The organism is Nocardioides marmoriginsengisoli (genome assembly GCF_003725695.1).
GTDB classification, from domain to species: Bacteria; Actinomycetota; Actinomycetes; order Propionibacteriales; family Nocardioidaceae; genus Marmoricola; species Marmoricola marmoriginsengisoli.
Map to the genome: position 1 here is coordinate 219127 of NZ_RJSE01000003.1, position 13409 is coordinate 232535.

14 protein-coding genes are annotated in these 13409 nt (G+C 70.6%); 6 read left to right on the plus strand and 8 right to left on the minus strand.

What is annotated here, in order from left to right; translation table 11 throughout:
* From EFK50_RS22595 to EFK50_RS03010, 3 genes are all read right to left on the minus strand, one after another.
* Positions 1 to 867 (minus strand): glycine--tRNA ligase (locus EFK50_RS22595; RefSeq protein WP_246004005.1); only part of this gene is annotated, 867 nt, incomplete at its 3' end.
* Between the two features lie 67 nt (positions 868 to 934).
* Positions 935 to 1264 carry an antibiotic biosynthesis monooxygenase family protein gene (locus EFK50_RS03005; protein WP_123226064.1) on the minus strand — a complete coding sequence of 110 codons (330 nt, stop codon included), beginning with the start codon at positions 1262 to 1264 and terminating at the stop codon, positions 935 to 937.
* 9 nt (positions 1265 to 1273) lie between these two features.
* Positions 1274 to 2518 carry a sulfotransferase family protein gene (locus tag EFK50_RS03010; protein WP_123226065.1) on the minus strand — a complete coding sequence of 415 codons (1245 nt, stop codon included), beginning with the start codon at positions 2516 to 2518 and terminating at the stop codon, positions 1274 to 1276.
* 40 nt (positions 2519 to 2558) lie between these two features.
* Here EFK50_RS03010 and EFK50_RS03015 point away from each other — a divergent pair, with 40 nt between their 5' ends.
* The 6 genes from EFK50_RS03015 to EFK50_RS03040 are packed head-to-tail and all read left to right on the plus strand — an operon-like array spanning position 2559 to position 7361.
* Positions 2559 to 3113 (plus strand): TetR/AcrR family transcriptional regulator, encoded by a 555-nt coding sequence (locus EFK50_RS03015; protein ID WP_123226066.1) that lies wholly within the window; start codon positions 2559 to 2561, stop codon positions 3111 to 3113.
* On the plus strand, positions 3110 to 4276 hold the full coding sequence (locus EFK50_RS03020) for a DUF1214 domain-containing protein (protein ID WP_123226067.1): 1167 nt from the start codon (positions 3110 to 3112) through the stop codon (positions 4274 to 4276). Before EFK50_RS03015 ends, EFK50_RS03020 begins: the two co-directional genes overlap by 4 nt.
* Before the next feature lie 38 nt (positions 4277 to 4314).
* Complete coding sequence (locus EFK50_RS03025) at positions 4315 to 5205, plus strand: metal ABC transporter substrate-binding protein (RefSeq protein ID WP_123226068.1); 891 nt, start codon at positions 4315 to 4317, stop codon at positions 5203 to 5205.
* Complete coding sequence (locus EFK50_RS03030) at positions 5202 to 5990, plus strand: metal ABC transporter ATP-binding protein (RefSeq protein WP_123226069.1); 789 nt, start codon at positions 5202 to 5204, stop codon at positions 5988 to 5990. Before EFK50_RS03025 ends, EFK50_RS03030 begins: the two co-directional genes overlap by 4 nt.
* The gene (locus tag EFK50_RS03035) at positions 5990 to 6979 is read left to right on the plus strand and encodes a metal ABC transporter permease (RefSeq protein WP_123226070.1); all 990 of its coding nucleotides are present in this window, start codon (positions 5990 to 5992) and stop codon (positions 6977 to 6979) included. Before EFK50_RS03030 ends, EFK50_RS03035 begins: the two co-directional genes overlap by 1 nt.
* Positions 6966 to 7361 (plus strand): Fur family transcriptional regulator, encoded by a 396-nt coding sequence (locus EFK50_RS03040; protein WP_123226071.1) that lies wholly within the window; start codon positions 6966 to 6968, stop codon positions 7359 to 7361. Before EFK50_RS03035 ends, EFK50_RS03040 begins: the two co-directional genes overlap by 14 nt.
* A 26-nt stretch (positions 7362 to 7387) precedes the next feature.
* Here EFK50_RS03040 and EFK50_RS03045 read toward each other — a convergent pair whose 3' ends face one another.
* The 5 genes from EFK50_RS03045 to leuA form a co-directional block, all read right to left on the minus strand.
* Positions 7388 to 8179 (minus strand): isoprenyl transferase, encoded by a 792-nt coding sequence (locus tag EFK50_RS03045; RefSeq protein ID WP_123226072.1) that lies wholly within the window; start codon positions 8177 to 8179, stop codon positions 7388 to 7390.
* Between the two features lie 11 nt (positions 8180 to 8190).
* Positions 8191 to 8919, minus strand: coding sequence for a DNA repair protein RecO (gene recO, locus EFK50_RS03050; protein WP_123226073.1), 729 nt, complete (start codon positions 8917 to 8919; stop codon positions 8191 to 8193).
* A gap of 24 nt (positions 8920 to 8943) precedes the next feature.
* Positions 8944 to 10599, minus strand: a complete 1656-nt coding sequence (locus EFK50_RS03055; protein ID WP_123226074.1) for a sensor histidine kinase — start codon at positions 10597 to 10599, stop codon at positions 8944 to 8946.
* Between the two features lie 89 nt (positions 10600 to 10688).
* Positions 10689 to 11543 carry an alpha/beta fold hydrolase gene (locus tag EFK50_RS03060; protein ID WP_123226075.1) on the minus strand — a complete coding sequence of 285 codons (855 nt, stop codon included), beginning with the start codon at positions 11541 to 11543 and terminating at the stop codon, positions 10689 to 10691.
* Positions 11544 to 11656: 113 nt separating this feature from the next.
* Complete coding sequence (gene leuA / locus EFK50_RS03065; RefSeq protein ID WP_123226076.1) at positions 11657 to 13390, minus strand: 2-isopropylmalate synthase; 1734 nt, start codon at positions 13388 to 13390, stop codon at positions 11657 to 11659.
* Positions 13391 to 13409 lie beyond the last annotated feature (19 nt).

Below are 13409 nucleotides of genomic sequence, written 5' to 3' on the forward strand. Positions count from 1 at the left end.
GCCCTCGAGCTCGCCCCACTCGGAGCCGGCGAAGTTGAAGCGGTACTCGATGTCGACGGTGCGCTTGGAGTAGTGGCTGAGCTTCTCCGGCAGGTGCTCGAAGTGCCGCAGGTTCTCGGCCTTGATGCCCAGGTCGACGTACCAGGCGGTGCGCTGGTCGATCCAGTACTGGTGCCAGGTCTCGTCCTCGCCGGGCTTGACGAAGAACTCCATCTCCATCTGCTCGAACTCGCGGGTGCGGAAGATGAAGTTGCCCGGGGTGATCTCGTTGCGGAAGCTCTTGCCGATCTGGGCGATGCCGAACGGCGGCTTCTGCCGGCTCGAGGTCACCACGTTGGCGAAGTTGAGGAAGATGCCCTGCGCGGTCTCCGGGCGCAGGTAGTGCAGCCCGGACTCGTCGTCGACGACGCCGAGGTAGGTCTTCAGCAGGCCGGAGAAGCTGCGCGGCTCGGTCCAGGCGCCACGGGTGCCGCAGTTGGGGCAAGCCAACGTGGCGAGCTCGACGGTGTCCGGGTTGTCGATGCCCTTCTTCTCGGCGTACGCCTCCTGCAGGTGGTCGGCGCGGTAGCGCTTGTGGCAGGACTGGCACTCGGTCAGCGGGTCGGCGAAGGTGGCGACGTGACCGGAGGCTTCCCAGGTCTGCCGCGGCAGGATCACGCTGGAGTCGAGGCCGACGACGTCCTCGCGCGACTGCACCATCGCGCGCCACCACTGGCGCTTGATGTTCTCCTTGAGCTCGACGCCGAGCGGGCCGTAGTCCCAGGCGGAGCGGGTGCCGCCGTAGATCTCCCCGCAGGGGAACACGAAGCCGCGCCGCTTGGCGAGGGAGACGACATGGTCGACGGTGGTAGCGGGCGCCTTGGCCACGGTGGTTCAACTCCTGCTGGGATCATTCCCGGTCATCGTCCGGCTGGCTGCCGGGCGAGGGACGATCTTAGCGAGCGCCGAGGTCGCGGGGCACCGCGGTATTGAGGTCGCCGTCGAGCCCCGGCTCGACCGGCTCGTAGGCGCTCGGCTCCTCGATCGCCCGGCTCAGGGTCTGCACGGCCCCCAGCTTGACGTCGTACGACGACAGCGCCCGCCGGTAGGAGCCGACGTCGCGCCAGCGGGTCACCATCACCCACAGGCCGGGGTCGTCGACGTTGCGACCGAGCCGCCCGTCCTCGTAGCCCCGTTGCGCGCTCAGCACCTCGAGTGCCTTCTCCAGGTCGGCCCGGAAGGCGGCGTCGTCGGCATCGGCACGGAAGCGGTTCACGACGAGCATGAGTCGAGGTTAGTCGGCCTCAGTTCCGAGGAACCGGGCGGCGTAGGCCGCGAACCGGGTCCGCAGCTCCTCGGGGTCGAGACCGAGATCCGCGGCCCGGTAGTCGATCCGCCCGTGCCGGTCGCGCTGGTGGGACGCCAGGAACGTCCGCATCGCCGCGTCGTCCGCCACCGTCATCGGCTCCCCGGCGAGCTCGTGGACCCGGGCGGCCGCCGCGAGGTCGTCGGCCATGAAGTCGTCGAAGCGCAGGTCCATCGACGTCCCGGCGGGCAGTGCGTCCCGGTCGGCGAGCAGGGTGCCGAGCATCATCTCGATCCGGTCCGCCCAGTAGCCGGCCAGGCGTTCGACGGGGACCTCGGTCCGGTACATCCGAGCCGTGTAGACGATCATCGTCGCCATCGAGACCACCACCGCGACCGGATCCCGATGGGTGACGACGACGGTGGCGCCGGGGAATGCCGAGGCAAGTACCGGCAGCTGCTCGAGGTGCTGCGGCGACTTGAGGACCCACCGCCGTCCGCCGCGGAGGTGCTGCAAAGCCTTCAGCTGCACCCGCAGGTGCGCGTAGTGCGGGGTCTGATCGTGCTCCAGGTAGTGGTCGCGCCACCCGGGCACCTCGCCGACCGTCTCGAAGAACATCGTCGAGAAGTCGTTGGCCAGCAGCTGGATCTCCTCGTGCACGTGGTCGGTGGTCATCTCGTGCATCGCGGCGAAGTGCGGCATCGCCTCGTTCGCGAACCAGACCGCCTGCCCGGTGCGCTCCCGCCGGGGTTCGACGTCGGCGCCCTCGTCGGCCGGCGGGAACGGCTCGATGCTCTCCCAGTACGGCAGCGACCGGAAGGCCGGGCCGGCGGAGAGCAGGTTGTGCAGGTGCGTGGTCCCGGTGCGCGGCAACCCGGCGATCACCACCGGCGGCAGCAGCTCGACCTCGGCGATCTCCGGGCGCCGGCGGAGCAGGTCGACCAGCTGCAGCCGGTTCTTCAGCAGCTGCAGCAGCTGGCTGTGCAAGCCGAGCAGGCCGGCCGGGCTGAGCCCGTCGATCGCGTTCATGGCCTCCAGCAGGACGGTCAGCCTGCTCTCGTAGTCGCGCGACCCGAAGTCGGTCAGCCCGGTCTGCTCGGTCGCCATCCGGTGCAGCTGGTCGGACTCCAGGAGCAGGCCGTCGGCCATCGGGACCATCACGTCGAAGATCGCCCGGACGTCGGGGGTGAAGTCGGGCCGGGCGAGGTCGGTCAGGCGGATCGCGACGGGCATCTGTTGCTCCTGGTCCTATTACGATACATTCTGTATCGCAATGATCACACAGACCGACGCTCCCGAACAGGCCTCCGGCCGTCCCCGTGACGGTCGCATCGACGAGGCCGTCCTCCGCGCGACCGCGGAGCTGCTGGTCGAGGTCGGGTACGCCGATCTCACCTGGGCCAAGGTCGCCTCCCGGGCCGGCACCACCCGCCCCGCGCTGTACCGCCGGTGGCCCTCGCTCGCGCACCTGGTGCACGAGGCCGCCTTCCCGCAGTCCCTGACCGCACCGTTCCCCCGCACCGGCGATCCGGCGACCGACGTGCGCACGATGGTCGCCGGGGCGCTCGGCGCGTTCGCGCACCCGGTGGCGAGAGCGGCCGCACCCGGCCTGGTCGCCGCGGTCACCGCCGACCCCACCCTGCACAGCGCCCTGCTCGCCCGGTTCTCCGAGGCCCTCGGCGGGATCGAGCAGCCGCTCCTCGACCTGATCGCCGGCGCCGCGCTCTTCGCGCTGCTGCTGCACCCCGGCGACCTGGACGCGGAACCGACGAGAACCGCCTGGACCGACCGGATCACCGCCCTGCTCACGGAAGGCGTCACCGCATGAACGCAGCACCCGAGAACCGCTGGGAGTCCACGGCCGCCTGGAACGAGCTGCTCGCCGGGCTCGGCGAGCTCCAGGACGTCTTCCTGACGGGCGACCGCGCCGTCAGCACCGAGACCGGGGTCGTGAACGGCTACCGGATGCTCGCCACGATCCTCGGCGTCGGGCTGGACATCTACCTCTACCCGGAGAAGAGCCGGCCGGTCTGGGTGGACACGGTGACCCCGTTCCGCCGGGACCGGCGCTGGGGCGGGGACAACACCGACGCGGCGTACGGGTTCACGGTCTTCGACCCCGAGCGCACCTACCGGATCTGGGGCACCCGCAACGACAGCGCCTACTTCTCGGTGACGGTGTACAACGAGCCGTCGCCCGGCGCCTGGTCGGACAAGGTGATCGGCGTCGTGAACGACTCCGACCTGGACTTCGACGACGACGGCGGCTTCTCGTTCTACCTGGGCGCCCGCAAACCCGCCGGGTACGACGGCCCGTGGATCGAGTTCACGCCGGACACCGCCGCCGCCCTGACCCGCGACTACCAGGCCGACCCGCTGACCGGGAAACCGGTGGAGTGGCACATCGAGTGCCTCGACGAGCCGGACCCGGTGGTCCGCTCCGACGCCGCCACCGCGCAGGCGCTGCGCTCGACGCTGAGCTGGATGCGGACGATGTTCATGATCGTGCCGATGTCGATCCAGGAGCGCACCGACGAAGTTCGGCTCGGGCTGGGCCACCAGACCCCGGACGGCGTCAACACGGTCGCCGAGCCGTACCGGGTCCCGGACTTCAACTTCGGCTGGTCGGCCACCGATGCGACGTACTGCTTCGGGTCCTACGACCTGCAGCCCGACGAGGCGCTGGTGATCAGCTACCGCCCGCCGAACAGCTTCCGGTTCTGGAACTTCATGCCGTGGACCGAGTACATGGCCGGCCACAACGCCGCGGACGGCAAGACCTCGCTGAACAACCACACCGCGGTGCCGAACAGCGACGGCACCGTCACGATCGTGATCTCCCGGAGCCAGCTGGCGCACCCGAACGCGGTCACCACCCTGGACAACCAGCGCGGCATGATCGCGTTCCGCTGGTTCCTCGCCGACGAGGTCCCCGCGAAGCCGGTGGTGACGCTGGTCAAGGCGGTCGACGCGCCGGTGGCGATCACCTGACTTGACAATGATTCTCATTTTGAATGAGAATCATTGTCATGTCCTTCCGCATCCCCCGCCGCTCCGTCCGTGTCCGACTCGCCACCCTGATCGCCACCCTGATGGTGATCCCGCTGGCGGCCTGCTCCGCCTCCGACGACGATGGCCGCCCGACCGTCGTCGCGTCCTTCTACCCGCTCCAGTACGTCGTCGACCAGATCGCCGGCGACCGCGTCCGGGTGGTCAACCTGACCGCCCCCGGTGTCGAGCCGCACGACCTGGACCCCTCGACCAAGCAGATCTCCGAGATCAGCGGTGCTGACCTGGTCGTCTACTCCGACGGCCTCGCGCCCGCGGTCGACAAGGCCGTCGAGCAGAACGCCGGCAAGGACGCGCTCGACGTCAGCAAGGTCGTCGACCTCACCGACGACAACCCGCACTTCTGGCTGGACCCGCTGCGCCTGGAGAAGGCCGCCGAGGCGGTCGAGGCCCGGCTCGCCGAGGCGGTGCCGGACCACGCCGACGAGTTCGCCACCAACCTGGCCGCGCTCAAGACCACCCTCGAAGGTCTCGATGCGGCGTACACCGCCGGCCTGAAGGACTGCGCCCGCAACCTGGTCGTGACCAGCCACGACGCGTTCGGCTACCAGAAGCGCTACGGCCTCGAGTTCGCCCCGATCGCCGGGCTGAGCCCGGACGCCGAGCCCAGCCCGGCCCGGATCGCGGAGCTGCACGACCTGATCAAGTCGGACGGCATCACCACCGTCTTCAGCGAGACCATCGCCAGTCCCAAGATGGCCGAGACGCTGGCCGACGAGCTCGGGCTGCGCGCGGCCGTGCTCGACCCCCTCGAGGGCATCGCCAAGGGCAGCTCCGAGGACTACGCCTCGATCATGAAGTCGAACCTGGTCAGCCTCCAGGAAGCGAATGGGTGCAGAGTTCAGTCATGAGCTCACCCGACCAGCGCATCCTCGAGCTGCGCGGAGTCGCCGTCGCCCTCGGTGGCCGGCCGATCCTCCGCGACCTCGACCTGACCGTAGAGGCGGGCGATGTTGTCGCCCTGCTGGGCGCCAACGGATCCGGCAAGTCGACCCTGGTCAAGTCGATCACCGGGCTGCTTCCGCTCTCCGCCGGCAGCGTCCGCCTCTTCGGTCAGCCCATCCGCGAGTTCGACCAGTGGCCGCGCCTCGGCTACGTCCCGCAGCGCTCCACGATCGCCCAGGGCGTGCCGTCGACGGTGGCCGAGGTGGTCTCCGCCGGGCGGCTGTCGCGGCGCCGTCCGTTCCTGCCGGCCCGGGCGGCCGACCGGCGGGCGGTACGCGAAGCGCTCGAGACCGTCGGCCTCGCCGACCACGCTCAGCACCAGGTCTCGACCCTGTCGGGCGGCCAGCAGCAGCGCGTCCTGATCGCCCGCACCCTGGCCGGCGACCCCGAGCTGCTGGTCCTCGACGAGCCCAACGCCGGCGTCGACCTGATCAGCCAGCAGGCGATCGCGGTCACCCTGGAGCGCAGTGCCCGGGCCGGCGCGACCATCGTCGTCGTGCTGCACGAGCTCGGCGCGTTCGCACCGTTCATCGACCGGGCGGTGATCCTCCGCGAGGGCCGGATCGCGTACGACGGCCCGCCCGAGGGCGCCCACCCGCACGACCCGCACGGGGCCGACGCGGGAGCCCACTGCACCGAGGACCAGGTCCGGCTCGCGCCGATCTCCGGCGTCCTGGGAGAGGACCTCTGATGCTCGACATCCTGTTCGCGCCGTTCATGGTCAAGGCCCTCTTCGCCGCCGCGCTCACCGGGCTGGCCAGTCCCGCCGTCGGCACCTACCTGGTGCAGCGCAAGCTGTCCCTGATGGGCGACGGCATCGGCCACATCAGCGTCACCGGGGTCGCGCTCGGCCTGCTCACCGGCACCTCCCCCACGCTGACCGCGGTGATCGTGGCGATCATCGGCGCGGTGGCAATCGAGGCGCTGCGCGCCTCCGGACGAGCTTCCGGGGACGTCGCGCTGGCACTGATCTTCTACGGCGGCCTGGCCGGCGGGCTGATGCTGGTCTCGTTCGCCGGTAACGGCGCGCTGGCCCTGCAGTCCTATCTCTTCGGGTCGATCACCACGCTGACGAACGAGGACGTCTGGGTCAGCGGCACGCTCGCGATCGTCGTGATCGCGCTCTGCCTGACCCTGCTCCCCCAGTTCTTCTCGGTCGCGAACGACGAGGACTACGCCCGCACCACCGGCCTCTCGGTCCCGGTCTACAACGTGCTGGTCTCGGTGCTGGCAGCCCTGACCGTCAGCGTCGCGATGCGCACCGTCGGCCTGCTGCTGGTCAGCGCCCTGCTGGTGATCCCGGTGGCCACCGCGCAGCAGTTCGCCCGCGGCTTCCGCAGCACGATGCTGGCGGCGATGGTCGCGGGGTTGCTGGCCTCGGTCACCGGCGTGGTGATCTCGGCGTACGTCGACGTTCCTCCCGGTTCGACGATCGTGCTGGTGGCGCTCGCCGGCTTCGCCCTCACCGCTCCGATCGGGGTGGTGCTGGGCAAGCGCCGGCTCGCCCGGGTCCCGTTCGAGATGCCGTCCGAGCCCGAGCAGCAGCGCGTCGAGGAACCGCACCGGCACCAGCACGGGCCTGGCTGCGGCCACCCCGCGGTCGAGCACGGCGACCACGTCGACTACATCCACAACGGGCACCGGCACGCCGTCCATGGAGGGCACTATGACGAGCACTGAGACCCCCGGGCTGCGCCCGACCCGGCAGCGCCGCGCCGTCGTCGCCGCCCTGGAGGAGAGCGGCGAGTTCCGCAGCGCCCAGGAGATCCACGAGGTGCTCCGCAGCGGCGGCGACAACGTCGGCCTCTCCACCGTGTACCGGGCGCTGCAGGCGATGGCGGACGCCGGTGAGATCGACATGCTCCGCTCCGAGGCCGGCGAGGCCGTCTACCGGCGCTGCAGCGGCAGCCACCACCATCACCTGGTCTGCCGCAGCTGCGGCCGGACGGTCGAGGTGGAGGGGCCGGCGGTGGAGCGGTGGACGAACGCGGTCGCCGCGGAGCACGGCTACACCGAGATCAGCCACACCCTAGAGATCTTCGGCACCTGCTCCAGCTGCTGAACGACCCCGGCACGCACCGGAGCCGTTCAGTTCTTAGGGAGATCCTCGGCGGCGCCGAACTTGCGGTGCCGCTGGGCGTAGACCTCGATCGCCTTCCAGAGCGCGACCCGGTCCACGTCCGGCCAGAGCACGTCGGTGAAGACGAACTCCGAGTACGCCGCCTGCCAGAGCATGAAGTTGCTCAACCGCTCTTCGCCGGAGGTCCGCCACACCATGTCCGCCTCGGGCAGCTCGGGCACGTAGAGGTAGCGCGCGAAGGTGCGCTCGTCGATCCGGTTCGGGTTGACCTTCCCGGCGGCGACGTCCCGGGCGAGCGCCTGGGCGGCGTCGGCGACCTCGGCACGGCCGCCGTAGTTCACGCACATGGTCAGGGTGAGCACGTCGTTGTCCCGGGTGAGCTCCTCGGCGACCCGGAGCTCCTTGATCACCGACTTCCACAGCCGCGGCTCGCGCCCGGCCCAGCGGACCCGGACCCCGAGCTCGTGCAGCTCCTCGCGACGGCGGCGGACGACGTCGCGGTTGAAGCCCATCAGGAACTTGACCTCCTCGGGCGAGCGCGACCAGTTCTCGGTGGAGAAGGCGTACGCCGAGACCGCCTGCACGCCGACCTCGATCGCGCCCTTGACCACCTCGACCAGGGCCTGCTCACCGCGCTCGTGGCCCGCCGTACGGGGTAGTCCGCGCTGGTTGGCCCAGCGGCCGTTGCCGTCCATGATCACCGCGACGTGCGCGGGGACCAGGTCGGCCGGGATCGACGGCGGGGTGGCGCCGCTGGGATGCGGCTCAGGATGGGCGAACTGCCGCCGGTTTCTGCGCACGAGGAACGACCTTATCCAGTCGCGTAGGGCAGCGAGCGCAACCCTCGCTCCAGGTGCCACGCCAGGTACGCCGAGACCAGCCCGCGAGCCTCCCGGCGATCCCGGTCGGCCGCGGCGTCGACGTCGGCCCAGGACCCGGACAGCAGCGCGCCCATCAGCATGATCGTCCCCGGCGACGGCCGGGCCGAACCAGGCATCCGGCAGTCCGAGCAGAGCATCCCGCCGGAGGCCGGGTGGAAGTCCCGGTGCGGACCCTCGAGGCCGCACCGGGCGCAGCCGTCGAAGGAGGGCGCGTAGCCGGCGACCGCCAGCGAGCGCAGGACGAACGAGTCCATCACGTCCGAGGACCGGTGATCCCCGGCCGCCATCGCCCGCAGCCCGCCGACCAGCAGCGAGTACTGCTGGACCGACGGCTCGCGCTCCTCGGCCACCAGCCGCTCCGCCGTCTCCAGCATCACCGACGCCGCCGTGTACCGGTCGTAGTCGGCGCTGATCGCCTCACCGTACGGCGCCTTGGTGACGGCCTGGGTGATCACGTCGAGGTTGCGCCCCTCGGCCAGCTGCAGGTCGACGTGCGTGAACGGCTCCAGCCGCGACCCGAACTTCGAGCTGGTCCGGCGCACGCCCTTGGCGACCGCCCGGACGACCCCGTGCTGGCGGGTCAGCAGGGTGATGATCCGGTCCGCCTCCGCGAGCTTGCGCGTGCGGAGCACGATCGCTTCGTCGGTGTAGAGGGGCACGGAACCATTCTCCCCCCTCGCCGGTCAGCTGGACCGGGCGACGCGCGGGCCGGCCAGCGGCAGCCTGATCTCCAGGGTGGTCCCCAGCCCGACCGTGCTGTCCACCGAGATGGTGCCCCCGTGGGCCTCGATGATCGTCTTCGAGATGGCCAGGCCGAGCCCGGTCCCGGGGATCGCGTCCAGCTGCACCCCGGGCGAGCGGAAGAACTTCATGAAGACGTCCTCCAGCTCCTCCGGCGGGATCCCCCGGCCGGTGTCGCTGATCCGGATCACCGCGACCCGGCCGTCGCGCTTGACGAAGCCGCTCACCGTCCCGCCGGGCGGGGTGAACTTCACGGCGTTGTTGAAGACGTTGTCGATCACCTGGGCCAGCCGCTCGGCGTCGCCCTGGACCTCGAGGATCGCGCGGCCGATCTCGACCTCGAAGCCCAGTCCGGCCGCGTGCGCGGTCTTCTCCGCCTCGACCGCCGAGGCCCGGACCACCGCGGCCAGCGAGATCCGGCCGAGGTGCAGCTCCGCCTTACCGAGCTTCAACGCGTCGGAGAGCAGGTCGTCGACCAGCCGGTGCAGCCGGCGGGCGTTGCGCTGGACCGTCTCCAGGAACGGGCGCGCCTCGACGGGGATGCCGTCGATGTCCTCGAGCAGCACGTCGACGTACCCGACGATCGAGGTGAGCGGCGTCCGCAGCTCGTGGCTGACCGTGGCCACGAACTCGTCCTTGAGGCGCGCGGCCGTCATCAGCTCGGTGATCTCGTGGTACGCCAGCACTGCCCCGTCGAAGGTCCCGTTCTGGGTGAAGAACGGCGACACCGAGACCGCGAAGGCCCGCCGGTCCGCGGCGCTGGCGCCGACCCAGATCACGTAGTCGCGCAGGGTCTCCCCGTGGGTCGCCCGCCAGGTCGGCAGCTCCTCGGCGGCCAGCGCGTTGAAGCCGTCCGGCCCGAAGGTTCGCCCGAGCTGGTCGAGCTGGCCGTCGGCCGCCCCGGAGGTCTCCAGGAAGCGCTGGTGCCGCGGGTTCACCGAGTGCACCGCGCCGCGCGCGTCGAGCGCCACCAGGCCGACGTCGACGCTGTTCAGGATCGCCTCGTTGAACCGGCGCTGGTCGGCGCTGTCCGCGACCGCGCGCTCCAGCATCCGCTGCGCGTCCGCGGCCTCGGTCACCTTGCTCTGCCACATCTCGGCGGTCACCGTCACCACCAGGGCGCAGAGCAACGCCACCACCACCTGCTGGACGGTCATCGCGCGGAGCATGTCGGACTCCTCGCGCAGCGCCGTCGGCAGGATCATGGCGAGCGCGCTGGCGATGGCGACCAGGCCCATGCCGCGACGACCGAACTGGAGTCCCATCCAGATCGCCGGGAAGACCAGCAGCGCGGTGGCCGCGCTCTCCGGATCGAGCCGGAGAACACCGAGCGCGGCGATGTCGAGCAGCGGGACCAGCACGCTGGCGCGCTCGGCGAAGAGGCCCCGCCCGATCAGCACCGCGAGCACGGTCGCAACCGCCGCGACGCAGAGACCGCCGAGGTACCGGTCCCCCAGCGCCGAGGACCCGTGCAGCCGGACGTAGGCCAGGTCCACCAGCACCGGGATCAGGAACAGGTACTGCGCCACCCGCGGATCGGCGTGCTCGCGGCCGAGGAGCTGCTGGATGCCACGCACGAAGGCCGACTGGGAACGCATGGTCGGCCCCTCTCCTGCCTGGCAACGGTGCGATTCGAGACTAGTCGCCAGGGTTCACGATCACCTGGCCCTTGGACAATAGGGGTACGTCAGGAAGACGCGTCCAGCAACCTGCCGGTCTCGCCGGCCGCCCACACCCCGGTGACGAAGTCGACCGCGAGCTGGTCGAGCCGCTCGGGCCGGAACCGCCACTCCAGGATGCTTCGGGCCTCGACGAACCGGGAGTCGGCGATCTCCTCGGCCAGCATCGCGGCATCGGCGGCCGGGTGGATCGGATCGCTGGGGTGGCCGATCACCAGTGCCGGCGCCGTGATGGCCATCCGCTCCCGCGCCGAGGGGGCGACCCGCCCGAAGAACAGGCCGTGCACGGTGGCAGCCATCGCGGCCGGGCGCTGATCCAGCGTGTCGAGCACGATCCCGGGCCAGAACGGGACGATCCGGCGCGGCACCGCACGGCTGAGCAGGCGGGCACCGGAGACCGCCAGCGGCGCGAACCGGGAGACGAACAGCAGCGGCGCGAACGCCAGGATCCCGGCCTCCACGGCGTTGTCGAGGACCGGCATCTCGATCAGCAGTCCCTGGACCCGTTCGGGAGCCAGCACCGCCGCCTCCAGCGAGACGTTGGCACCGAGGGAGGTGCCGCCCAGCACGGCGCGGTCCGCGCCGAGGTGGTCGAGCAGCGCGACCACCTGCTCCCCGAAGGCGGTCATCGAGTAGAGCATCGGGTCCGTCGGCCGGTCCGAGCGGCCGTGCCCGAGCAGGTCGAGGGTGACCACGTGGGCGCCGCTCGCGGCGAGCGCGCGGGCCAGCGGCTGGTGCATCCGGCGCGGCATCAGCTGCCCGTGCACGAGCACGACCCAGCGCTCCCCCGAGCCGAACTCGGTGTACTCGAGCCGGTGGTCGCCGTGGAAGAACTGGCCGATGCGTTCGGAGACGAGCGTCATGAGGTCAACCCTGCCACGATGCCCGCTCCGAACCCCGTTGAACGGGCCCCAATCCACGTTGAATAGGCCCGTTCTGACGGCCCACTGGGCCGTCAGAACGGGCCTGTTCGACGTCAGGCTCGGTTGATCGCCGAGACGACCGCCTTCAGGGAGGCGGTGACGATGTTCGCGTCCAGCCCGACCCCCCAGAGGATCTCGCCGCGGACCGCGCACTCGACGTACGCCGCCGCGATCGCGTCACCGCCGGAGGAGAGGGCGTGCTCGCTGTAGTCGAGGACCCGGACGTCCCACTCCTGCGGCAGCTCGTTGACCGCCTCGACGAAGGCGGCGATCGGACCGTTCCCGGCGCCCTTCAGCTCCGTCGGCTCCCCGTCCACGATCACGCCGACGGTGAGCTGGTCCTTCTCGCCCTCGGCCGAGGAGCTGTGCACCGAGTCCAGCCGGAGCGGCGCCTCCCGGGTCAGGTACTCGCTCTGGAACGTCGCCCAGATCGCCTCGGGCGTCATCTCGCCGCCCTCGCCGTCGGTCAGCTGCTGGACCACCCGGCTGAACTCGATCTGCAGCCGCCGCGGCAGGTCGAGCTTGTGCTCGGCCTTCATCACGTAGGCGACGCCGCCCTTGCCGGACTGGCTGTTCACCCGGATCACGGCCTCGTAGGTGCGGCCGACGTCCTTCGGGTCGATCGGCAGGTACGGCGCCTCCCAGGGAACCTCGCCGACCGGGATGCCGCGCTCGGCAGCGATCCGGTCCAGGTCCTCCAGGCCCTTCTTGATCGCGTCCTGGTGCGAGCCGGAGAACGCCGTGTAGACCAGGTCACCGGCCCACGGGTGCCGCGGGTGCACCGGCAGCTGGGTGCAGAACTCGACCGTACGGCGGATGTCGTCGATGTCGCTGAAGTCGATCTGCGGGTCGATCCCCTGGCTGAACAGGTTCATCCCCAGGGTCACCAGGTCGACGTTGCCGGTCCGCTCGCCGTGGCCGAACAGGCAGCCCTCGACCCGGTCGGCGCCGGCCATCATCGCCAGCTCGGTGGCGGCGACCGCCGTACCGCGGTCGTTGTGCGGGTGCAGGCTGATCGCGGTGTGCTCGCGCCGGGTGAGGTGCCGGCCGAAGTACTCGATCTGGTCCGCGTAGGTGTTCGGCGTCGACATCTCCACCGTCGCCGGCAGGTTCAGGATGATCTCGCGCCCGGCCTCGGGCTGCCAGACGTCGGAGACCCGCTCGCAGACCTCGAGGGCGAAGTCGGTCGGGGTCTGGGTGAAGATCTCCGGGCTGTACTGGTAGCCGAAGTGGGTGCCCTCGAGCAGCTGCTCGGCGTACTTCATCACCCACTCGGTGCCCCGGGTCGCGATCGCGATGCACTCGGCCTCGCTGACCCCGAAGACCACCCGCTGGAACATCGGCGCGGTGGCGTTGTAGAGGTGGACAGTCGCGTTGTCCGCACCGGCGAGCGAGGAGACGGTGCGCTCGATCAGGTCCTCGCGGGCCTGGGTCAGCACCGAGACCCGGACGTCGTCCGGGATCTTGTCGCCCTCGATCAGCTGGCGGACGAAGTCGAAGTCGGTCTGGCTCGCGGCCGGGAACCCGATCTCGATCTCCTTGTAGCCCATCCGGACGAGCAGGTCGAACATCCGGTGCTTGCGCTCCGGGCTCATCGGGTCGATCAGCGCCTGGTTGCCGTCGCGCAGGTCGGTGGAGAGCCACCGCGGCGCGTGCGTGATCTTCTGGTCGGGCCAGGTGCGGTCCGGGACCGTCACGGGTTCGAACGCCTGGTAGCGGCCGAAGGGCATGCCGCTGGTCTTCTGGGTGTTGCTGGTCCGGCTCAGCCGGATGCTGCTGTCAGTCATGGATTCATCTCTTCGCTGG